We start from the raw sequence: 23126 nt of genomic DNA on the forward strand, positions 1-23126 counted from the left end.
GACCCGCGCCGTAGCATGATGGGACGACGATCACAGGGGGGCCTGAGCGATGTCCGACGAGGTGCCACAGCCGACGCCGCGGGAGCACGGCGCCGGGGACGAGGCCGAGCCGCCTCGGGTCTCCCTGGACAAGGGGAGCGGGGACGGGGAGGCGTCCGGGCGGCCCACGGAAGCGGAGCCGGCCGACGGACGGCCGGGAGCGGCGCAGTCCGTGAGTGCGGATCCGTGGACGTCTCCGGCCGGCGGGCAGGGAGCCGGTGACACGGTCTTGTCCGGCGCGCCGGGATCCCCGGCACAGCCGCCGCACCCGTCGGTCCACGACCAGCAGACGGTCGCCTCCCTGCCCACCCCGGACGCGCCTGCCGACGCGGTCCCCCCGGCGTGGGCCAGGCCGGCCGACCCGTACGCCCCTGCGGCCTCCGCGCCGCCCGCCGAAGCCCCGGCGAACCCCTTCGCACCCCCGTCCGCAGTGCCGCCCGGTGCGGCGCCGACGAACTCGTACGCACCCCCGGCGAATCCCTTCGCACCTCCGGCGAACCCTTTCGCTCCGCCCGCTGCCGGCAGTCCGGCGCCCCCCTACGCCCCTCCGGCCGCCTCCGGCAACCCGTACGGGCCGTCCATGGCATCCCCGCTCCAGCCCCAGGAGACGGCCCCCGTACCCCCGCCGCCCATGTCCCCCGACGGCCCCGGCCAGGTGCCCTACGGCTACCCGGCCCAGCAGCCGCAGCCGGGCTACGGCGGACCCGGCATCCCGTCCTACCCCGCGGCGGGCGGCTACGGCTGGCCGGGGCTGCAGCCGCAACCGAACAACGGCATGGGTACGGCGTCCCTGGTGCTGGGCATCCTGGCGACGGTCGGCTTCTGCGCCTGGCCGCTGGCCCTGGTGATGGGTGTCGTGGCGGTGATCCTCGGCGCCCTGGGCCGCGGCAAGGCCCGCCGGGGCGAGGCCACCAACCCGGGCGTGGCCCTGGCCGGGATCATCTGCGGCGCCGCATCCATCGTCCTGGTACTGGGCTTCTTCGCGTTCTTCATCGCGGTCTACAAGAGCTGACCGCCCGACGACCGCTCTGCCGCCCCGGCCCGCTCACCCCCCGCCGAAGCCCCGCGGGATCACGCCCCGGTCATCCGCTCCCGCGCCTCCATCAGCGCGAAACCCAGCAGGTTCGGTCCCTGCCAGCGCTCGGGGTCCGAGGCCGCCTCGTCGTCCGCGGCGAGGCCGATGCCCCATATGCGGTCGACGGGGCTCGCCTCCACCAGGACGCGGTCGCCGGTGTTCAGCAGGAACGTCCTGAGGGCTTCGTCCGACCCGAACTTGTGGACGCTGCCCTCGACCACGATCCGGAAGCGCTCCCGCTCCCACATCGCGTCGTCGAAGTCGCGCACCAGCCGTCCCGCCTTCTTGGCCTCGGCGGGATGACCCGCGGCCAGCACCCGGCGCTCCGCCTCCGCGTCGCCGAACAGCCGCGCCTTGCCTGCCATCATCCAGTGCTCGGCCGTCGCGTATTCCACACCGTCCACCACGAAGGGTGACGGCCACCACTGGCTGAGGCAGCTCGCCCCCAGCCGGCCGTCCGGCCGCGGACGGTGCCCCCAGAAGTGGAGGTACTTGATGCGGGCCCCTGTCTTCACTTCCCTGATCAGGGCTTCCACCCCGTCGATCTTTCCCATGCACGCGAGTGTGGCACGCACCACTGACACTCCGTCCGCCGTTTTCCACGCCGACTCGACACCTGGTCGACAGATTCCGTCGCGTAACCAAAAGGCAACAACGGAATCACTTGTTGGAGTCCTATTGCTCTGTCAGGATCGGCACTCAAATCGAGCTGGAGCTACGCCACCCACCCCCCGGGACGGGGCGAACGGCGGAGGAGAGCGACATGCACAACCCGGGCATTGCGACCCCGGAACGATTCCCCGCACAGGAGCGTTTCGCGGACGGAGCGCAGTTCATCGCGGGTCGTCTGACGAAGGGCACCTCGGGCCGTACCCACGCCGTGGTCGACCCGGCCACCGGCGAGGAGGTGTACACCTACGAGCTGGCCGGCACCGACGACGTCGACGCCGCCGTGGCCGCGGCGCGCGAGGCGTTCCCGGGCTGGGCCGCCACCACCCCGGGCGAGCGCTCGGACGCGCTGCACCGCTTCGCCGCCGTGCTCGCCGAACGTGCCGAGGATTTCGCCCGTGCCGAGTCCCTGCAGTGCGGCAAGCCGCTGAAGCTGACCCGCGAGTTCGACGTACCGGGGACCATCGACAACACCGCGTTCTTCGCGGGCGCCGCCCGGCATCTGCAGGGCCAGTCGGCCGGTGAGTACTCGGGCGACCACACGTCGTACATCCGGCGCGAGCCCATCGGTGTCGTCGGGTCGATCGCGCCCTGGAACTACCCCCTCCAGATGGCCGCCTGGAAGATCCTGCCGGCGATCGCCGCGGGCAACACCATCGTGCTCAAGCCCGCCGAGCTGACCCCGCTGACCTCGCTGATGTTCGCCCAGGCCGCCACCGACGCGGGCATCCCGGACGGTGTCATCAACATCGTCACGGGTGCCGGCAAGGAGGCGGGTGAGCACCTCGTCGGTCATCCCGACGTGGCGATGACCTCCTTCACCGGGTCCACCGCCGTCGGCAAGCGGGTCGCCGAGATCGCCACCGCCACCGTCAAGCGCCTCCACCTGGAGCTGGGCGGCAAGGCCCCCTTCGTGGTCTTCGACGACGCCGACCTGGAGGCCGCCGTCAACGGCGCGGTCGCCGGCTCGCTCATCAACACCGGGCAGGACTGCACGGCCGCCACGCGCGCGTACGTGCAGCGACCGCTCTACGAGGCCTTCGTGGAGCAGACGGCCGCGCTGATGGAGACCGTACGGCTCGGGGACCCGTTCGCTCCCGGCACCGACCTCGGCCCCCTCATCTCGCACACCCAGCGTGACCGGGTCGCCGGCTTCGTGGACCGGGCGCGTGCCTACGCGCGCGTGGTGGCCGGGGGCGAGGTGCCGCAGGGCGACCTCGAGGACGGCGCCTACTATCGGCCCACCCTCGTCGCCGACGCGGCCCAGGACAGCGAGATCGTCCAGTCCGAGATCTTCGGTCCGGTATTGGTCGTTCTGCCGTTCGACAGTGATGATGAGGGCATCCGGCTGGCCAACGACACCCCGTACGGCCTCGCCGCCTCCGCCTGGACCAGCAATGTCTACCGGGCCAACCGCGCCACCCGCGAGATCAAGGCGGGCTGTGTGTGGATCAACGACCACATTCCGATCATCAGTGAGATGCCGCACGGCGGCTACAAGGCGTCCGGCTTCGGCAAGGACATGTCGGCGTACTCGTTCGAGGAGTACACGCAGGTCAAGCACGTAATGTTCGACAATACGGCGGTGGCGCGGAAGGACTGGCACCGCACGATCTTCGGGGACCGATAGTCATACCTCCGGCCGCTCGGCGCGGCCGGCTTCCCGAAAGGGCATCTAGCGCATGAGGCAGTACGAGCCCGACCGCCCTACCCCGGTCGAATTGGCCGCCATCCGGCGCAGCCTCCGCTCCGGACGGGCCGCCCTGGCCCGCCGGTCGTTCCTGGGCGGCGCGCTCGCGGTGGGCGGCGTCGGGGCGCTGAGCGCCTGCGGCATCCCCGCGGCCGGCAAGTCCCAGGGCGGGGTCTCCGCCGACGACCACTCGGACCAGGAGAAGATCGTCAACTTCTCCAACTGGCCCGAGTACATCGACGTGGACGACAGCGGGAAGACCCACCCCACGCTGGACGAGTTCCGCAAGCGGACCGGCATCGCGGTCAAGTACACCGAGGACATCAACGACAACGACGAGTTCTTCGGCAAGATCCAGCCGCAGCTCGCCGCCGGCCAGGACACCGGCCGTGACCTGATCGTCCTCACCGACTGGCTGGCCGCCCGCATGATCCGGCTCGGCTACGTCCAGAAACTGGACACGGCCAACCTGCCGCACGCCTTCGCCAACCTGTCGGACCAGTTCCGCAGCCCCGACTGGGACCCGGGCCGTGCCTACTCGTACCCCTGGCAGGGCATCTCGACCGTCGTCGCCTTCAACAAGAAGGCCCTCAACGGTGTCGAGGTGAAGTCGGTCTCCGACCTGCTGGACAACCCCGCGCTCAAGGGCCGGGTCGGTCTGCTGACGGAGATGCGGGACACCGTCGGCATGACCATGCTCGACATGGGCATCGACCCGGCGAAGTTCACCGACGACGACTACGACGCGGTGATCGCCCGCCTCCAGAAGGCCGTCGACAAGGGGCAGATCCGCCGGTTCACCGGCAACGACTACACCTCGGACCTCAGCAAGGGCGACCTGGCCGCCTGTGTCGCCTGGGGTGGCGACGTCGTGCAGCTCCAGGCCGACAACCCGGACGTCGCCTACGTCATCCCGGACAGCGGCTACATGACGTCGACCGACAACATGCTGATCCCGAACAAGGCGCGCCACAAGACGAACGCCGAGCGGCTCATCGACTTCTACTACGAGCCCCAGCCGGCCGCGGAACTCTCCGCCTACGTCAACTACGTCAGTCCGGTCGCGGACGTGCAGCCTTACCTTGCCAAGATCGACAAGTCGGCGGCGAGCAATCCGCTGATCGTTCCCGACAAAGCCATGCAGGCCAAGTCCCATGCCTTCCGCGCCCTGAGCTCGAAGGAAGAGACGGCCTACCAGCAGAAGTTCGCGAAGCTCACAGGGGCGTGACGACACCATGACGACAGACAGCAGCGGCGACGTCCGCCTCACCGGCATCGGCAAGACCTACGACAACGGCTTCACCGCCGTACACCCGCTGGACCTGACCGTGCCGCAGGGCTCCTTCTTCGCCCTCCTCGGTGCCTCCGGCTGCGGCAAGACCACCACCCTGCGCATGATCGCGGGCCTGGAGGAGCCGACCAGCGGCACCGTGCACCTCGGCGACCAGGACGTCACCCACCTGCCGCCGTACAAGCGCCCCGTGAACACGGTCTTCCAGTCCTACGCCCTCTTCCCGCACCTCGACATCTTCGAGAACGTCGCCTTCGGTCTGCGCCGGCGCGGCATCAAGAGCGTCAAGAAGCAGGTGGAGGAGATGCTGGAGCTGGTCCAGCTCGGAGAGCAGGCGCGCAAGAAGCCGCACCAGCTCTCCGGCGGCCAGCAGCAGCGTGTCGCGGTCGCCCGGGCGCTCATCAACCACCCCAAGGTGCTGCTCCTCGACGAGCCGCTCGGCGCCCTCGACCTCAAGCTGCGCCGCCAGATGCAGCTGGAGCTCAAGCGCATCCAGACCGAGGTCGGCATCACCTTCGTCCATGTCACGCACGACCAGGAGGAGGCCATGACCATGGCCGACACGGTCGCCGTGATGAACGCGGGGCGCGTCGAGCAGCTCGGCTCGCCGGCCGATCTCTACGAGAACCCCCAGACCACCTTCGTCGCCAACTTCCTGGGCACCTCCAACCTGATCGAGGCCGAGGTCGACACGAAGAGCGGGGACGACATCGTCCTCAGGGCCGGTGGCGGGAAGCTGGTGCTGCCCGAGGCGCGATGTTCGGCCCCGACCACGGCCGGCGGCAAGGTGCTGGTCGGGGTCCGGCCCGAGAAGATCTCCCTCACCCACGCCGACGACGCCGGCTCCATCCCCGAGGGCCGCAACCGCATCACCGGCAAGATCGCCGACGCCAGCTTCATCGGCGTCTCCACGCAGTACGTGATCGACACCCCGGTCTGTGACGAGTTCGCGGTCTACGTCCAGAACGTCGAGCGCGACGGACGGCTCCTGCCCGGTGCCGACGTCGTCCTGCACTGGAGCCCGGCCCACACCTTCGGCCTCGACGCGGCCCAGGACATCGACGCCGGCGTGGAGTCCGTCGAGGAAGAGGCCGCGTAGACATGTCGACGCTCACCGAGGCACCCCCGCCTCTCGCTCCCGCCGAGACGGCGAAGCAGGCCCCGCGCAAGCGCGGCCGGTTCACGCCGTACTGGCTGCTGCTCCCCGGCATCCTGTGGCTGGTCGTCTTCTTCGCGCTGCCGATGATCTACCAGGCCTCCACGTCCGTGCAGACGGGCTCCCTGGAGGAGGGCTACAAGGTCACCTGGCACGTCGCGACCTACTGGGACGCCCTGGCCGAGTACTGGCCGCAGTTCCTGCGGTCCGTGTCCTACGCGGCCGCGGCGACCGTGCTGTGTCTGCTGCTCGGCTACCCGCTGGCGTATCTGATCGCCTTCCGCGCGGGCCGCTGGCGCAACCTGATCATGATCCTGGTGATCGCGCCGTTCTTCACCAGCTTCCTGATCCGGACCCTGGCCTGGAAGACGATCCTCGCGGACAACGGCCCGGTCGTGCACACCCTGAACTCGCTGCACATCCTGGACCTCACCAACTTCCTCGGCTGGACGGCCGGCGACCGCGTCCTCGCCACACCACTCGCGGTGGTGTGCGGTCTGACGTACAACTTCCTGCCGTTCATGATCCTTCCGCTCTACACCTCGCTGGAGCGGATCGACGGGCGGCTGCACGAGGCGGCCGGCGACCTGTACGCCAAGCCGTGGACCACCTTCCGCAAGGTGACCTTCCCGCTGTCGATGCCGGGCGTGGTCTCCGGCACGCTGCTGACCTTCATCCCGGCGGCCGGCGACTACGTCAACGCCGAACTCCTCGGCTCGACCGACACCCGCATGATCGGCAACGTCATCCAGACGCAGTTCCTGCGCATCCTGGACTATCCGACGGCGGCCGCCCTGTCCTTCATCCTCATGGCCGCGATCCTGCTCATGGTCACGGTCTACATCCGCCGGTCCGGGACGGAGGATCTGGTCTAAATGCCCTTCGTCACCTGGCTCAAGCGCCATCTCGTCGTCATCGCGGGACTGCTGACGCTCTCCTATCTGCTGCTGCCGAACATCATCGTGACGGTGTTCTCCTTCAACAAGCCGAAGGGGCGCTTCAACTACCAGTGGCAGCAGTTCTCCACGGACGCCTGGAAGGACCCGTGCGGCGTCGCCGACATGTGCGGCTCGCTGTCCATCAGCCTCCAGATCGCCGTCTGGGCGACCATCGGTGCCTCGGTCCTCGGCACGATGATCGCCTTCGCCCTGGTCCGCTACCGCTTCCGCGCCCGCGGCGCCGTCAACTCGCTGATCTTCCTGCCGATGGCGATGCCCGAGGTCGTCATGGCGGCCTCGCTGCTCACCCTGTTCCTCAACATGGGCGCCCAGCTCGGCTTCATGACGATCCTGATCGCGCACATCATGTTCTGCCTCAGCTTCGTCGTCACCGCGGTCAAGGCGCGCGTGATGTCGATGGACCCGCGTCTGGAGGAGGCCGCCCGGGACCTGTACGCCGGCCCGGCGCAGACCTTCCTGCGGGTCACCCTGCCGATCGCGGCACCCGGAATCGCCGCGGGCGCGCTGCTGTCCTTCGCGCTCTCCTTCGACGATTTCATCATCACCAATTTCAACGCGGGCTCGACCGTCACCTTCCCCATGTTCGTGTGGGGTTCGGCGCAGCGCGGAACCCCCGTTCAGATCAACGTCATCGGTACGGCCATGTTCCTGGTCGCCGTGCTGTTCGTCCTGGTCTCGATGCTCATCACCAACCGCCGTAAGCAAAAGGCGTAACGCTCTGTAGGGAGTTGAAATCATGGCCCCAAGCGCCATGAGTCGTGGTAAAGACAACTGGATCGCCTCTCTTTCCGAAGCCCAGCCGGTGCCGTACTGGCTGGAAGACCCCGGCAAGCCACCTGCCGAGCCCGCCCTCACCGGCACCGAGACCTGCGACCTGCTGGTCGTCGGCGGCGGCTACAGCGGACTGTGGACCGCGCTCAACGCCAAGGAGCGCGACCCGCAGCGCGAAGTGGTGCTGCTGGAAGGCCGCGAGGTGGGCTGGGCCGCCTCGGGCCGCAACGGCGGCTTCTGTGCCGCCTCCCTCACGCACGGCCTGCCCAATGGCCTTGCCCGCTGGCCGGACGAGATCGGCCGGCTGGAGGAGCTGGGCCGGCGCAACCTCGACGAGATCGAGGCGGCGGTCGCCCGGCACGGCATCGACTGCGACTTCGAGCGCACGGGTGAGATCGACGTGGCCACCGAGACCTACCAGGCCTGGGAGCTGCGCGACTGGCACCGGCAGCTGGAGGAGAAGGGCCTCGCCGACGGCATCGAGTTCCTCGACACGGACGCCGTGCGCGAGCAGGTGAACTCGCCCACCTTCGAGGCCGGCCTGTGGGACCGCCGGGGCGTGGCGATGCTGCACCCGGCCAAGCTGGTCTGGGGTCTGAAGGAGGCGTGCGTCAGGCTCGGGGTGCGCGTGTACGAGCACACGCCCGCCCTCTCCCTGAAGGCGTACGGCGCCGGTATGGCCGTACGCACGCCGTACGGCTCCGTCCGGGCCCGCCGGGTCGCGCTCGGCACGAACATCTTCCCGAGCCTGCTGCGGCGCGTGCGCTCGTACACCGTCCCGGTCTACGACTACGCGCTGATGACCGAGCCGCTGAGCGCGGACCAGCTGGCCTCGATCGGCTGGAAGAACCGCCAGGGCCTCGGGGACTCGGCGAACCAGTTCCACTACTTCCGGCTGTCCGCCGACAACCGGATCCTGTGGGGCGGCTACGACGCGATCCACCACTACGGTGGCCGGGTGCGCGCCGAGTACGACGACCGCCCGGAGACGTACGCCAAGCTCGCGGGGCACTTCTTCTCCTGCTTCCCGCAGCTGGAGGGCGTCCGCTTCACGCACGCCTGGGGCGGCGCGATCGACACCTGCTCGCGCTTCTCGGCGTTCTTCGGCACGGCCCACCAGGGGAAGGTGGCATACGCGGCGGGCTACACCGGCCTCGGTGTCGGCGCCACCCGCTTCGGTGCCGACGTGATGCTGGACCTGCTGGACGGGGAGCGCACCGAGCGGACCGAGCTGGAGATGGTCCGCAGGAAGCCGCTGCCGTTCCCGCCGGAGCCCTTCGCCTGGACCGGTATCGCCCTGACGAAGTGGTCGCTGGCCCGCGCGGACGCGCACGGCGGCCGCCGCAACCTGTGGCTGCGGGCGATGGACCGGCTGGGGCTGGGCTTCGACAGCTGAGCCCTTTCCGGCGCTCCTTCATGAGCAAAGGCCCAGGTCACAGACCTGGGCCTTTGTGCTGCTCCGCCTTTTACGCCCGATTTACTCCTCGGTCAAGTCCCGAATCCTCGGAGCATGACCCCGCCGGGCGGTTCCGGCCTACTGGACGTGCGCCGAGAAAGCGCCGAACCCCTTCCAGCAGGAGCAGGAGAGACATCATGACTCGCGTCACCCGCACGAACGACGATTTCCGTTCCAAGCGCCGTATGGGCCTCGCGGCGGCGATCGCCTCGGCCGCGGCCGTCGCCGGAGGTGCCGTCCTGCCCGTCGCGACCGCCACGGCGGCCCCGATGCCGCAGGCGCCGACGGTGAGCAAGGGTGTGCAGGAGCACGGCGGGCACAAGATCTACTGCTGGGACAAGCACCACAGGTCCCACTGGAAGAAGCACCACAAGTTCTACTGCTGGGTCGACAACTACAAGTACTACTGGGACGACCACCACAACTGCTTCTTCGTGCTGGTCGACCATCACCGGTACTACCTCTGGGACTCCTACGACAACTTCCACTACTTCTGGCACCACCACCACGACCACCACTGGGACGTGCACGACCACGACCACTGGAAGAAGGAGCCCGCCAAGTCGGACTGGGACAAGGCCGAGTCGCACAACAAGGACGAGCGGAAGGGCGAGACGAAGGACCGCAAGCAGGACACCGACAAGACCGACCCGGCGCAGCAGGACCAGGCGAAGCAGGACCAGCCGCAGCAGGACCAGCAGCCCCCTCAGGCCGAGCAGGACCAGGCTGCGCAGGACCAGCCGCAGCAGGACCAGCAGCCCGGCCGGACCGAGCAGGACCAGGCGAAGCAGGACCAGGCTCCGGACGAGCAACCGCAGCAGGATCAGCAGCCGGGGCAGGCGCAGGAGGGCCGGGCGCAGCAGGACCAGACCCCGCAGGACCAGCCGCAGCAGGACCAGGCCCCGCAGGACCACCCGCAGCAGGACCCCGGTGCCGGTGACGTCGCCCCGGCCGGCGGGTGATGCCCTGCTGAGAACGTGACCCAGGTCACTCGAAAGTGGAGCCGGAATCCGCGTAATGACCGCCGCAAGGCCTCCCTCTCTCTCGTGACGCGACCGCGTCCACGAGAGAGAGGGAGGCCTTCTCATGACAGGGGCGAAGACGGCGGTCGACTGGCTGGTGTCCGTCGCACCGGACCCCGGGGCCTGCCGCTGGGAGTGGGAGCGCAATCCTCTCGGGATCGCGCTGCTGCCCGCGGGCAAGGCCTGGGACGTGCTGATCCTGCCGGGTGAACTCGGCGGTCCCACGCTCGATGTGCTCACCCGGGTGCTCGATCGGCCCGGGCCGGTTCTGGTCGACTTCGACGGCAACCGGGTCGGTTTCTTCGTGCCGCCGGGAACCGCGGCCCGCTGGCTGGGTACCGGCATCCGTACCGCCGGAGCCGGCACCTGGATCGTCGTGCCGTACCCGGGCCGGGAGTCGCGGGGCGTGCGCTGGCTGGTGCCGCCGGACGGCTCCGGTCTGCTGACCGACCCGGCGCTGCTGGAGCTGGTGATGCACGAGGCGGCGGCCGGGCTGGCCGGGAAGAAGGGGAGGTGACGCCCCGGACACCTTGACAAGACGATTGGTCTGGACCAAGTTGAGTGCGCTCCACCCCCTCCAACTCCCCCTTCGCCGGAGGCCCCTGTGGACCGCGCCCGACGCACCGGACGACCCGGACACCCCAGATCCGTCCTCGCCCTGCTCACGGCCGTACTGCTGGCCGTAGCAGGCATCACCGTGCTCTCGTCGGCCGCCCGTGCGGCCGACGCGGACCTCGCGAGGAACGGCGGCTTCGAGTCCGGCCTCGACGGCTGGACCTGCACGGCCGGAGCGGCGGTCAACTCTCCAGTGCACAGCGGGAGTTCCGCGCTGCAGGCGACCCCGGCCGGCAGCGACAACGCCCAGTGCGCGCAGACCGTGACCGTCCAGCCCAACTCCCAGTACACGCTGTCCGGTTACGTCCGCGGCTCCTACGTCTACCTCGGCGCGAACGGCACCGGCACCACCGACGTCTCCACCTGGACCCAGTCCGCCCCCGACTGGCAGAAGCTGACGACCACCTTCACCACCGGCGCCGCCACGACGAAGGTCACCCTCTACACACACGGCTGGTACGGCACCGGCGCCTACTACGCCGACGACATCTCCCTGGTCGGCCCGGGCGGGAGCACCGGACAGCCGCCCGCCGCGCCGGCCGGCCTCAGAACCGGCACGGTCACCTCCTCCTCCGTCGCCCTGTCCTGGTCGGCGGCGACCGGCGCCACGAGTTACGCGGTCTACCGGGACGGGGCCAAGGTCCAGACGGTGAGCGGCACTTCGGCCACCGTCTCCGGGCTCGCGCCCTCGACGGCGTACAGCTTCCAGGTCACCGCGAGCAACGACGCCGGCGAGTCCGCCAGGTCGGCCGCGGTGACCGCGACGACCACGGCAGGCACCGGCGGCGGCTCGACCGACCTGCCCGCCCACGCCCTGGTCGGCTACCTGCACGCCAGTTTCGCCAACGGCTCCGGTTACACCCGTATGGCCGACGTACCCGACAGCTGGGACGTCATCGACCTGGCCTTCGGCGAGCCCACCTCGGCCACCTCCGGTGACATCCGCTTCAACCGCTGCCCGGTCACCGAGTGCCCGAACGTGGAGAGCGACGCCGACTTCAAGGCGGCCATCAAGGCCAAGCAGGCGGCCGGCAAGAAGGTGCTGATCTCCATCGGCGGTCAGAACGGCCAGGTCCAGCTGACGACCACGGCGGCCCGCGACACCTTCGTCTCCTCGGTCTCGAACATCATCGACACCTACGGCCTCGACGGCCTGGACATCGACTTCGAGGGCCACTCGCTGTCCCTGAACGCGAACGACACGGACTTCAGGAACCCGACCACGCCCGTGATCGTCAACCTCATCTCGGCCCTGAAGACCCTGAAGGCCAGGTACGGTTCGAAATTCGTGCTGACGATGGCGCCGGAGACCTTCTTCGTCCAGATGGGACACCAGTACTACGGCACCGGCAAGTGGGGCGGCCAGGACCCGCGCTGCGGGGCGTACCTCCCGGTCATCCACGCCCTGCGCGACGCCCTCACCCTGCTGCACGTCCAGGACTACAACTCGGGCCCGATCATGGGCCTCGACAACCAGTACCACTCCATGGGCGGCGCCGACTTCCACATCGCCATGACCGACATGCTGCTCACCGGCTTCCCGGTCGCGGGCGACGCGGACAACGTCTTCCCGCCGCTGCGCCCGGACCAGGTGGCGATCGGCATGCCGGCGTCGACGAACGCGGGCAACGGGTACGTGGCCCCGTCCGAGGTCACCAAGACCCTGGACTGCCTGACGAAGAAGACGAACTGCGGCTCGTATCCGACCCACGGGACCTGGCCCGCTCTTCGCGGTCTGATGACGTGGTCGGTGAACTGGGACCGCTACTCCAGCTGGGAGTTCCAGAAGAACTTCGACGCCCACTTCGGCTGACCACCAGGGACAGGGTGGTCAGCAGCACCGTGCCCAGGCACCAGCTGGCCACCACGTCCAGCGGCCAGTGCCAGCCCCGGCGGACCAGGCCGTAGGAGACGCCGAGCACGAGGGCGGCGCAGACGCCGACGAGTGCTCTGCGGGCGGCGGCCGAGCGCAGCCAGGGGAACACGAGCAGGGTCGCCGAACCGTACGCGATCGCCGCGGTCGCCGTATGACCGGAGGGGAAGTAGCCGACCCCCGGGGGCATCAGCGGGGTCCCCGGCCGGGCGGTCCAGTCCTTCAGCGGGACGACGAACGCAGGGACCAGCGCCATCAGTACGGCCGCCGCGGCGGGTGGCAGCCACCAGCCGTCCGTGCCCGCCGCGCGGCCGCGCCAGGCGGAGTACCCGAGGGCGAGGACGAGCACCGGGACGGCGACCTGGACATCGCCGAGGTCGGAGAGGAGCTCGGAGAACCGGTCCGGACGGACGAGCTGCCGGCTCAACCGCGCGTCGAGGCGCAGGAGCGGTCCGTGGGTGACGACCTGCCAGGTGATCAGGGCGAGCAGGAGCGTGGGCAGGGCCAGGAGCGCGTACTTCGGGCGCGGATCCGGTGACATCGGCACGCGGCACAGCTTCTCAGACCCTGCGGGGGAGGAAGGAGGTCGGCCGCCCCGGAACAGGGGGGGTGGTTCCGAGGCGGCCGTCCGGATCGGGACGTCGCGCGCCCCGGGGGGTTTGGGGCGGCGACCGTCCGATCGGTGAGGAGATCCCGGAGCGGTCAGGCTCCGGTTGTGTGCGCGAAGGCACGACCAGGTCGAAGCTGGGGAGGCCCCGGCCTGAAATCACCCACAGTCCCCTGTGGGCGGGGTGTATCTCTCATCTGGGTAGAACCTACGGCAGCCCGGGGCGCTTGGGCAGACGGAATCGCGTCCCGCCATCCACCTCGCACACCTTCTTCACACGGCCTGCCGCAGGCCACCCTTCAGAGGGGCGAACCAGCCGCTCAGATGCGTGCGAACGCCTGCTCGATGATGTCGAGACCCTCGTTCAGGAGGTCCTCGCCGATCACCAGCGGGGGCAGGAAACGCAGCACGTTGCCGTAGGTGCCACAGGTCAGGACGAGCAGGCCCTCCTGGTGGCAGGCCTTGGCGAGGGCGGCGGTGGCCTCCGCGTTCGGCTCCTTGGTGGCGCGGTCCTTGACCAGCTCGATGGCGATCATGCCGCCACGGCCACGGATGTCGCCGATGATGTCGAACTTCTCGGCCATGGCGGTGAGGCGCGCCTTCATGATCGCCTCGATGTTCTTCGCCTTGGCGTTGAGGTCCAGCTCCTTCATCGTCTCGATGGCGCCGAGCGCACCGGCGCAGGCCACCGGGTTGCCGCCGTAGGTGCCGCCGAGGCCGCCCGCGTGCGCGGCGTCCATGATCTCGGCGCGGCCGGTGACGGCGGCCAGCGGCAGACCGCCGGCGATGCCCTTGGCCGTGGTGATCAGGTCGGGGACGATGCCCTCGTCCTCGCAGGCGAACCACTGGCCGGTGCGGCAGAAGCCGGACTGGATCTCGTCCGCGACGAAGACGATGCCGTTGTCCTTGGCGAACTCGCTGATCGCGGGCAGGAAGCCCTTGGCCGGCTCGATGAAGCCGCCCTCACCGAGCACGGGCTCGATGATGATCGCGGCGACGTTGTCGGCGCCGATCTGCTTGGTGATCTGGTCGATGGCCTGCTTCGTGGCCTCCGGGCCGCAGTTCTCCGGGCCGGTCAGCCAGCGGTAGCCGTACGCGACGGGGACGCGGTAGACCTCGGGCGCGAACGGGCCGAAGCCGTGCTTGTACGGCATGTTCTTGGCCGTCAGCGCCATCGTCAGGTTGGTACGGCCGTGGTAGCCGTGGTCGAAGACGACGACGGCCTGGCGCTTGGTGTACGCGCGGGCGATCTTGACGGCGTTCTCGACGGCCTCGGCGCCCGAGTTGAACAGCGCGGACTTCTTGGCGTGGTCACCCGGCGTGAGCTCGGCCAGCGCCTCGGCGACGGCCACGTAGCCCTCGTACGGCGTGACCATGAAACAGGTGTGGGTGAAGTCGGCCAGCTGGGCGCTCGCGCGGCGTACGACGGCCTCGGCGGAGCCGCCGACCGAGGTCACGGCGATGCCGGAACCGAAGTCGATCAGACGGTTGCCGTCGACGTCCTCGATGATGCCGCCGTCCACGCGCGTCGTGAACACGGGCAGCACGGAGCCCACGCCCTGCGCGACCGCGGCGAGGCGGCGGGCCTGCAGCTCCTGCGACTTCGGGCCGGGGATGGCGGTGACGACGCGGCGCTCCTGCGGAAGTGCGGTCATGAGGGCTCCCTGATGATCTTGCGTACCGGGTGTTCCCGGGCGGTACCGGACGGTGCGTTTTACTGACGCTTGTCTCTTTCTTCGCAGGCTAGGGCCGGAGGTGGAGGGTGGGCATGCTCCATGTGGGCGTTGTCGGGAAGATTGGTTGTCCGTCGTGGACATAGCACTGGGGGAGGGGCGCGCCCGGCCGGTTGCGTCCTCTCGGCCGCGTAAACGGTGAACTCCCTTTGTCGGGGCGTTAGATTGGCTCGCTGATGGTGGACGGAACGGCTGGTCAGGGGGCAGGGGCGATGGAGAGCGACGGGACGCGGGACGTGCGCGGTACGCATGCGAATCCTGTGCCGCGCCCGGCGGTGCCCCGGGAGGGTTCCGCCGTGCCGCCCCTGCCCGCCGGGCCGCCCGGGGTTCCGCCCAGGCCGGACGGCTCGGCCTTCCTGGCCTGGCTGCGGGCGTCCCGGCCGGAGGCGGCACCGGGCGTGTGGCGGTTCGGCTACCGGCCCCGGCCCGAACAGGAGCCCGAGCGGATCCCGACCCGGCAGCTGCTGAGCGGCGCACTGATCGCCTTCCTCGTGGGCTGGCTGGTGTGGTCCCTGCTGTGGAACGGCTACCTCGGGGGCTGGTGGGTGCTGCCCCTGGAACTGTTCACCCCGGACTCCTGGCGCCAGAGCAACGACCAGGTCGGCAACGCGTTCCTCTGGTACTCGTACTACACCCTCATCGCGGTGGGCATCATGCTCGTCGTCGGCCGCCTCGGCCGCTGGGGCGAGGTCTGGCGCCGTTTCGGGCCGCCCGCCTGGCGGGCGACCGTGCCCGCCGCCGAGCCCGCGCCCGCTCCCGAGCAGGACCCCGCCGAATGGCCCCAGCTGCGGCACGCCGGAGCCCATGAGGCCGCCGAGCGGCTGGCCGCCGAGGCGAGGGCCGGGCTCATGCGGGACGTCGACCACGCCCGGATCAGCCGGGCCTGGCAGGGCGTGCGGTCCGGCACGCACACGCTCGCCTCCTTCACGGGCGCCGTGCTGCAGGACGGCTCGGCCGCCTGTCTGCACCCCTCCGGCGAGCGCGACCTGCCCGCCCGCCAGGCCCGGCACGACCTGCTCACCGGGCAGGTGCGGCTCGGCACCACCGCGGACGACCCCCGCAACCCGTACCACTACCGCGGTTCCGGACTCGCCCTCGGCCCCGAGCTGCTCGGCACCTCGCTGCTCGCCGTCGGCCCGGCCGGCTCCGGCAAGACCGGCGCGGTCATCCGGCCGCTCGCCGAGTCGCTGTGCCTGCACTCCCTCGCCGGACGGGCCGCCGTCGTGGCCGTCGGAGCGGCGGGCGCGGGACTCGGCCCGGCCGAGGCGTACGACGTCGTCGTCCGGATCGGGCACCCCGAGTCCGTCTACGACCTCGACCTGTACGGCGGCACCACCGACCCGGACGAGGCCGCCGCCATACTCGCCGAGGCCCTCGTCGGCGATCTCGCCGACCCGCACCCCGGTGGCGACAGCCGCCGCTCCACCACCGTCCTCGCCCAGCTGCTCGGCCCCTTCCGCGCCGTCCACGACCGCTTCCCCTCCGTCCCCGAGCTGCGCCAGCTCCTCGACGGCACGCCCGGACCGCTCGCCGCGCTCCGCAAGGCGCTGACCGACACCGGGCAGGAGTCGCTGCTCAGGGAACTGGACGCGCGGGAGCGGCAGATGGCCCACCCGGGCGATGTCGGCGCGGTGCTCGCCGACCGGATCGCGCTGCTGGACCGGCCCGCCTTCGCCCCCTTCTTCGACACGTCCGGGCAGTCCCGGCCGTTCTCGCTCAAGGCCCTCGACCACCCGGTCCGGGTCCGTATCGACCTGCCCCAGCGCGGGCACGCCGACGCCTCCCGGATCCTCGCCCGGCTGGTCCTGGCCCAGTTCACGGCCAGCGTGACGGTACGGGAGGACCGCTCGCTGTTCGCCTGCCTGCTGCTGGACGACGCCTCCGGTGTGATCACACCGGAGTCCGTGCGCGGCATCCAGCGGCTGCGCTCCGCCCACGCGGGCACCGTGCTCACGCTGCGCACCCTGGACGACGTACCCCGGCCGCTGCGCGGACCGCTGCTCGGTGCCACCGGCTGCCGGATGGCGCTGTCCGGGCTCACCCCCTGGGACGGGCAGGACTTCGCCGAGGTGTGGGGCAAGGAGTGGACCGAGACCCGGGACGTCACCGACCGGCAGATCATCGCCGAGACCCCGGCAGGCAAGGCCGTGCACATGCTGCGCCGGGTCATCACCGGGCAGGCACCCACCGCCCGGGCCGTCACCGTCCGCCAGGTGGAGCGCGAGCGCTGGTCGGCCTCCGAGCTGGCGCACGGGGTGCCGCCGGGGCATGCGGTGCTGTCGCTGACCACCGTGCAGGGGGAGCACGCTCCGCCGTTGCTGGTGGATCTGCGGGGCTGAGGGAAGGGGCCACCCGGGACCGTACGGTACGGCAGAATCGGCATAGGCTGTTCATACGCGGCGGCCAATTGATCGCACTGATCACCGAATCTCCCCACCCGCTGTCCGTCCCGGTTCTCCCCTCCCTGAAGGCCTCATGCCCCCGACGCTCGCCTCGCTCGTCCACCACTCCGCGCTCAAGCTGACCGTCCGCGCGGGCGAGGACCGGCTCGACGTGCCCGTCCGCTGGGCGCACGTGAGCGAGCTGGCCGACCCCGTGCCCTACATGGAGGGCGGCGAGCTGCTGCTGATCACCGCGCTCAAGCTGGACGCGGAGGATCCGGAGGCGATGCGGCGGTATGTGAAGCGGCTGGCCGGCGCGGGTGTCGTGGGGCTCGGCTTCGCGGTCGGGGTGAACTACGACGAGATCCCCAAGGCCCTCGTCGACGCCGCCGAGGAGGAGGGGCTGCCGCTGCTGGAGGTGCCCCGCCGCACCCCCTTCCTCGCCATCAGCAAGGCCGTCTCGGCCGCGATCGCCGCCGACCAGTACCGGGCCGTCACGGCGGGCTTCGCCGCCCAGCGGGAGCTGACCAAGCAGGCCCTGAACGCCGGCCCCGAGGGGGTGCTCGGCGCGCTCGCCACGCAGGTCGACGGGTGGGCGGCGCTGTACGACGCCTCGGGCGCCGTCGTCGCCACCGCACCCGAGTGGGCCGGTCGCCGGGCCGCCCGGCTCACCGCGGAGGTCGAGCGGCTGCGCGAGCGGTCCGCCCCGGCCTCCTCGGTGGTCGGCGGTCCCGACAACGAGGACCGGGTGGAGCTGCACTCCCTGGGCACGGGCCGGCGCCCGCGCGCCGCGCTCGCCGTGGGCACGGCCGCCGCCCTCGGCACCGCCGAGCGGTACGCCGTCCACTCCGCGATCGCCCTGCTCACCCTGACCACCGAACGGTCCCGCTCGCTGCACGCGGCCGAGCAGCGGGTCGGCGCGGCCGTGCTGCGCATGCTGCTGGCCGGGGAGCCGGACCATGCCCGGGCCGTCGCCGGTGACCTGTACGGCGGGCTCCTCGACGCACCCTTCCGGGTGATCGTCGCCGAGTCGGCGTCCGGCACGGCCGCGCGGTCCCACCCGGAGGCGGACGCCGACGCGCTGGGCGGGATCGTGGAGGCCGTGGAGTCGGCGGCCGCGCGCGCCGGGGAGGCCGTGCTGGTCGTGCCCGAGGGGGAGCGGCTGGTGGTGCTGGCCGCGGACGGGGGTGCGGCGGTGGCCGCCTGTGCGGCGTACGCGGCGGCGCTGGAGGCCGGGCGGGCGGTGCCCGAGCAGGCGGCCGGGGACGAGGTGGAGCTGGTCGTCGGGCTGTCGGCCCCGGTCGGGCCGATCGCGGCCGCGGCGGCCTACAAGCAGGCCGAGCAGGCGCTGTCCGTCGCGCGGCGGCGGGGGCGGGTGCTGGTGGAGCACGAGCAGCTGGCTGCGGGGTCGGTCCTGCCACTGCTGGCCGACGACGCCGTGAAGGCGTTCGCCGACGGGTTGCTGCGGGCGCTGCACGAGCACGATGCGACGGGGCGGGGGGATCTGGTCGCCTCCCTGCGGGCGTGGCTGTCCCGGCACGGCCAGTGGGACGCGGCGGCCGCGGATCTCGGGGTGCACCGGCATACGCTGCGGTACCGGATGCGCAGGGTCGAGGAGATCCTGGGGCGCTCTCTGGACGACCCGGACGTCCGGATGGAGCTGTGGCTCGCTCTGAAGGCGACGTCACCGGAGTAGCCGTACCAGGGGCTCCGCCCCCTGGCAGGGACGAAAGAGCGGGGAGTCTCGGCACCCACCACGCCAAACCGGAGCATCGCTCGTCCACATCAGTACGACTCGGACAAGCGACCCCCGCCCGCCTCCGCCCTACCGTGGACCACGAAAGCACACGCACACCCCCAACGCGGAAGGGCCGGGACTCTGATGACTTCCACCCACGCCTTCTGGCTCGCCGGCCGCCAGGTCACCGGCGAGGACACCTTCGACGTCACCTCCCCGTGGGACGGCCGTCTCGTCGGCAAGGTCAGCGTGCCGACCGACGCCCAGGTCGAGGAGGCCGTGGCCGCCGCGTACGCCGTGCGGGACGAGTTCGCCGCCACCCCGGCGCACGTCCGGGCCGCCGCTCTCGACCACGTCAGCAAGCGTCTGGTCGAGCGCACCGAGGAGATCGCCCAGCTGATCTCCGCCGAGAACGGCAAGCCGATCAAGTGGGCGCGCGGCGAGGTCGGCCGTGCCGTGTCCGTGTTCCGCTTCGCGGCCGAGGAGGCCCGGCGGTTCAACGGCGGCGAGGCCCAGCGGCTCGACACCGACCTCGGCGGCCAGGGCCGTCTGGCGCTCACCCGCCGCTTCCCGAAGGGCGTCGTCCTCGGTATCGCGCCGTTCAACTTCCCGCTGAACCTGTGCGCGCACAAGGTCGCCCCGGCGATCGCCGCCGGCGCCCCGATCATCCTCAAGCCGGCCCCGGCCACGCCGCTCTCCGGCCTGATCATCGGTGACCTGCTCGCCGAGACCGAGCTGCCCGCCGGCTCCTGGTCGATCCTCCCGGTCGCCAACGAGAAGATGCCCGCGCTGGTTCAGGACGAGCGCCTGCCGGTCATCTCCTTCACCGGTTCCGAGAAGGTCGGCTACGCGATCATGGACTCGGTGCCGCGCAAGCACTGCACCCTGGAGCTGGGCGGCAACGGTGCCGCGGTCGTCCTCGGTGACTTCGCCTCCGACGCCGACCTCGACTGGGCCGCGACCCGCATCGCGACCTTCTCGAACTACCAGGGCGGCCAGTCCTGCATCTCCGTGCAGCGTGTGATCGCGGACGCCTCCGTCTACGACCGTCTGCTGCCGCGCATCGTCGCCGCCGTCGAGGCCCAGGTCACCGGTGACCCGACCGACGACAAGACCGACGTCGGCCCGCTGGTCAGCGAGGACGCGGCCAAGCGCGTGGAGTCCTGGGTGAAGGAGGCCGTCGAGGCCGGTGCCACCCTTCTCGCGGGCGGCGACCGCGACGGCGCCTCCTACGCGCCGACCGTCCTCACCGACGTACCGGCGGACACCACGATCGCGTGCGAGGAGGTCTTCGGACCCGTCCTCACCGTGCAGAAGGTGGACGGCGAGGCCGCGGCCTTCGCCGCCGTCAACTCCTCCAAGTACGGCCTCCAGGCGGGCGTGTTCACCCGTGACCTCCAGGCCGCCTTCCGCGCCCACCGGGCGCTGGAGGTCGGCGGCGTGGTCATCGGCGACGTCCCGTCCTACCGCGCCGACCAGATGCCCTACGGCGGTGCCAAGCAGTCGGGTGTGGGTCGCGAGGGCGTGAAGTTCGCGATGGAGGACTACACATACGAGCGCGTTCTGGTTCTCACCGGTCTCGCGCTCTGACCTGCCACGGACAGGTCGGACGGAACGGCCGCAGCCCACTGTGCGGGGGCTGCGGCCGTTCCTTTTGCCGTTCCTATAGCCGGGTAAAGGATTCGGCATCGTCCGTTCAATAGTCTTGTTCTGTGCATGACTCACTAGATGGGATGCGAGTCGACCACTTCGTCCGACTCACGGACCACTCAGGGGAATTCATGCACATAGCCCGTACCGGGCGCGGCGTCGCGACTTCCGCGGCCGCCACCGCTGCCCTCGTCGCCGCCGCGCTGGCGACCACCTCGCAGGCCGGCGTCACCACCGCCGCGCCCGCCGCCGTACCGCACACCAAGGCGGTTCCGGCCATCGCAGGGCACACCCTGGTCCATGGCGTGGCCAGCCCGCTCCCGAGCGCGCAGTGCCAGGCCAAGTGGCACATCAACTGCTACAACCCGCTGCAGTACCGCACCGCGTACAACCTCAACCCGCTGTACCGCCAGGGCATCACGGGCAAGGGGCGCACCATCGTCATCGTGGACTCGTTCGGCTCGCCGACGGTCCAGCACGACCTGGACGTCTACAGCAGGCAGTTCGGTCTGCCGAGCACCAAGGTCAAGGTCGTCAAGTGGGGTCACGTGCCCGCCTTCGACCCCAAGAACTCCGACATGACCGGGTGGGCCGGCGAGACCACCCTGGACGTCGAGATGGCCCACGCGGTGGCGCCCGGCGCCAAGATCGTGCTGGTGGAGACGGCCGTCTCCGAGACCGAGGGCACCACCGGTCTGCCGGAGATGATGTCCGCCGAGAAGCACCTGATCGACCAGGGCGTCGGCGACGTCATCACCCAGAGCTTCGGTGCCACGGAGAACACGTTCCCCGGCTTCGCCCGGGGCGACTTCACGAGCATCAAGAAGCTGCGCTACGCCTTCCAGGACGCGAACCGCAAGCACGTGACCGTCCTCGCCTCGTCCGGTGACGGCGGTGCCACCGACATGAAGGCGGACGGCAAGCACTACTACAACAAGCGGGTCAACTCCTGGCCCTCCTCGGACCCGCTGGTCACCTCCATCGGCGGCACCCAGCTCCACCTGAACGACAAGGGTGACCGCGTCAAGCCGGACAGCGTCTACAACGACTACGGCGCGGGCGGCGGCGGCCAGTCGCACGTCTTCGGCCGCCCGGGCTTCCAGGACGGCGTGAAGGGCATCGTCGGCACCCGCCGCGGCACGCCGGACGTGTCGATGGCCGCCGCGGTCAACGGCGGCGCCTGGATCTACTCCGGCTACGACCCGACCGCCACCGGCTGGGACGTCACCGGCGGCACCAGCGAGGCCAGCCCGCTCTTCTCGGGCATCGTCGCGCTCGCCGACCAGGCGGCGGGCCACCGGCTCGGCAACATCAACGCGGCGCTGTACAAGCTGGCCAAGCTCCGGAACACCGGCGTCGTCGACGTCAACGACGGCACCGACAACAGCTACGAGGGTGTCACCGGCTACAAGGCCGTCAAGGGCTACGACATGGCCACCGGCGTGGGCACCGTGAACGCCCTCCGCTTCGTGACCGCCCTCGCCGAGGCGGGCCACCACAGCTGACGCACCACGGGGCATCTGCTGCCCCTGCGAACGGCCCGGGTTCTCCACCCGGGCCGTTCGTCCGTCCCCGGGCCACGGATCGCCGACTGGCCCGCGACCCGGCAACGGCGCGTCTGAGAGACTGCGCCTCCAGTGCCGTACTGCGAGGAGACGCCATGCAGGTAGCCGTGGTCACCTTTGACGGATTCAACGAGCTCGACAGCTTCATCGCCTCCGCGCTGATCAACCGGTGCCGCAAGGACGGCCTGGAAGCCTTCATCACGACACCGACACCGGTGGTGACGTCCATGAACGGCGTCGAGGTGACCGGGCAGCGCCCGATGGAGTTCGTCACCGAGGCCGACGTCGTGCTGATCGGCAGCGGCGTGAAGACGCGGGACGTGGTCGCCGACGACCGGCTGATCTCCAGGCTGCCGCTCGACCCCGCGCGACAGCTGATCGGTGCGCAGTGCTCCGGCGCGCTGGTGCTCGCCCGGCTCGGCCTGCTGGCCGGCATGCCCGCCTGCACCGACCGCACGAGCCGGCCCTTCGTCGAGGCCTGCGACGTCACCGTGCTGGACGCGCCGTTCCATGCCGAGGGGAACATCGCCACGGCGGGCGGCTGCCTGGCGTCGCAGTACCTCGCCACGTGGGTGATCGCCAAGACGCTCGGCGAGGACGCGGCGCGTGACGTCGTCGACTACGTGGCGCCGGTCGGCGAGAACCGGGCGACCGTCGAGCGCGCCCTGCGCGCCGTCCGGGCGGGCGAGGCCGCACTGCGCTGACGGCCCCGCGCGCCGGCGTCGGCCCCCAGTCGCACCCGAACGACATCACCGCAGGTCAGAACAGCTCCAGGCATGTGGCGTGCCCTGGGCTCGGATCTCGTCGTTGACATTATGCAGGCAGATACCTGCATA

At 70.6% G+C, this 23126-nt stretch carries 17 protein-coding genes and 1 pseudogene; 15 read left to right on the forward strand and 3 right to left on the reverse strand.

Annotated elements, in window-relative coordinates; genetic code table 11:
• The first annotated feature begins 49 nt into the window (after positions 1-49).
• Entirely contained in the window at positions 50-1051 is a 1002-nt protein-coding gene (locus FB157_RS48960) for a DUF4190 domain-containing protein (RefSeq protein WP_261386816.1), read from the forward strand.
• A gap of 59 nt (positions 1052-1110) precedes the next feature.
• Here FB157_RS48960 and FB157_RS39155 read toward each other — a convergent pair whose 3' ends face one another.
• Positions 1111-1668 carry an NADAR family protein gene (locus FB157_RS39155; protein ID WP_145885499.1) on the reverse strand — a complete coding sequence of 186 codons (558 nt, stop codon included), beginning with the start codon at positions 1666-1668 and terminating at the stop codon, positions 1111-1113.
• A gap of 209 nt (positions 1669-1877) precedes the next feature.
• On the opposite strand from FB157_RS39155, the gene FB157_RS39160 reads away from it, so the two are divergent.
• The 9 genes from FB157_RS39160 (at position 1878) to FB157_RS39200 (ending at position 12556) form a co-directional block, all read left to right on the forward strand.
• Positions 1878-3413: a gamma-aminobutyraldehyde dehydrogenase gene (locus tag FB157_RS39160; RefSeq protein WP_145885500.1), complete on the forward strand. Its 1536-nt coding sequence runs from the start codon at positions 1878-1880 to the stop codon at positions 3411-3413.
• A gap of 52 nt (positions 3414-3465) precedes the next feature.
• A complete protein-coding gene (locus FB157_RS39165; protein WP_145885501.1) occupies positions 3466-4701 on the forward strand; it encodes a PotD/PotF family extracellular solute-binding protein in 1236 nt (411 codons plus the stop codon).
• 7 nt (positions 4702-4708) lie between these two features.
• Positions 4709-5863: an ABC transporter ATP-binding protein gene (locus FB157_RS39170; protein ID WP_145885502.1), complete on the forward strand. Its 1155-nt coding sequence runs from the start codon at positions 4709-4711 to the stop codon at positions 5861-5863.
• A 2-nt stretch (positions 5864-5865) separates the two neighbouring features.
• Entirely contained in the window at positions 5866-6795 is a 930-nt protein-coding gene (locus FB157_RS39175) for an ABC transporter permease (protein ID WP_145885503.1), read from the forward strand.
• Positions 6796-7593, forward strand: coding sequence for an ABC transporter permease (locus FB157_RS39180; RefSeq protein ID WP_145885504.1), 798 nt, complete (start codon positions 6796-6798; stop codon positions 7591-7593).
• A gap of 22 nt (positions 7594-7615) precedes the next feature.
• Positions 7616-9046 (forward strand): FAD-binding oxidoreductase, encoded by a 1431-nt coding sequence (locus tag FB157_RS39185; RefSeq protein WP_145885505.1) that lies wholly within the window; start codon positions 7616-7618, stop codon positions 9044-9046.
• A 197-nt stretch (positions 9047-9243) separates the two neighbouring features.
• Positions 9244-10068 carry a hypothetical protein gene (locus FB157_RS39190; protein ID WP_145885506.1) on the forward strand — a complete coding sequence of 275 codons (825 nt, stop codon included), beginning with the start codon at positions 9244-9246 and terminating at the stop codon, positions 10066-10068.
• A gap of 124 nt (positions 10069-10192) precedes the next feature.
• Complete coding sequence (locus tag FB157_RS39195) at positions 10193-10645, forward strand: hypothetical protein (RefSeq protein ID WP_145885507.1); 453 nt, start codon at positions 10193-10195, stop codon at positions 10643-10645.
• Positions 10646-10732: 87 nt separating this feature from the next.
• The gene (locus FB157_RS39200) at positions 10733-12556 is read left to right on the forward strand and encodes a chitinase (protein ID WP_145885508.1); all 1824 of its coding nucleotides are present in this window, start codon (positions 10733-10735) and stop codon (positions 12554-12556) included.
• A gap of 52 nt (positions 12557-12608) precedes the next feature.
• On the opposite strand, the pseudogene FB157_RS49515 reads toward FB157_RS39200, so the two are convergent.
• A pseudogene (locus FB157_RS49515) lies at positions 12609-13157 on the reverse strand (phosphatase PAP2 family protein); the annotation flags it as partial.
• Between the two features lie 386 nt (positions 13158-13543).
• Positions 13544-14878, reverse strand: a complete 1335-nt coding sequence (gene gabT, locus FB157_RS39210) for a 4-aminobutyrate--2-oxoglutarate transaminase (protein ID WP_145885509.1) — start codon at positions 14876-14878, stop codon at positions 13544-13546.
• A 290-nt stretch (positions 14879-15168) separates the two neighbouring features.
• On the opposite strand from gabT, the gene FB157_RS39215 reads away from it, so the two are divergent.
• The 5 genes from FB157_RS39215 (at position 15169) to FB157_RS39235 (ending at position 22994) form a co-directional block, all read left to right on the forward strand.
• Positions 15169-17295 carry an ATP-binding protein gene (locus FB157_RS39215; protein ID WP_145885510.1) on the forward strand — a complete coding sequence of 709 codons (2127 nt, stop codon included), beginning with the start codon at positions 15169-15171 and terminating at the stop codon, positions 17293-17295.
• Positions 17296-17431: 136 nt separating this feature from the next.
• Positions 17432-19033 (forward strand): PucR family transcriptional regulator, encoded by a 1602-nt coding sequence (locus FB157_RS39220; RefSeq protein ID WP_145885511.1) that lies wholly within the window; start codon positions 17432-17434, stop codon positions 19031-19033.
• Positions 19034-19219: 186 nt separating this feature from the next.
• Entirely contained in the window at positions 19220-20665 is a 1446-nt protein-coding gene (locus FB157_RS39225) for an aldehyde dehydrogenase family protein (protein ID WP_145885512.1), read from the forward strand.
• A gap of 191 nt (positions 20666-20856) precedes the next feature.
• Positions 20857-22230, forward strand: coding sequence for a S8 family serine peptidase (locus FB157_RS39230; protein WP_145885513.1), 1374 nt, complete (start codon positions 20857-20859; stop codon positions 22228-22230).
• Positions 22231-22385: 155 nt separating this feature from the next.
• Entirely contained in the window at positions 22386-22994 is a 609-nt protein-coding gene (locus tag FB157_RS39235; protein ID WP_145885514.1) for a DJ-1/PfpI family protein, read from the forward strand.
• Positions 22995-23126: the final 132 nt, after the last annotated feature.

The sequence above is a fragment of the Streptomyces sp. BK340 genome (genome assembly GCF_007827595.1).
Classification (GTDB): Bacteria; Actinomycetota; Actinomycetes; order Streptomycetales; family Streptomycetaceae; genus Streptomyces.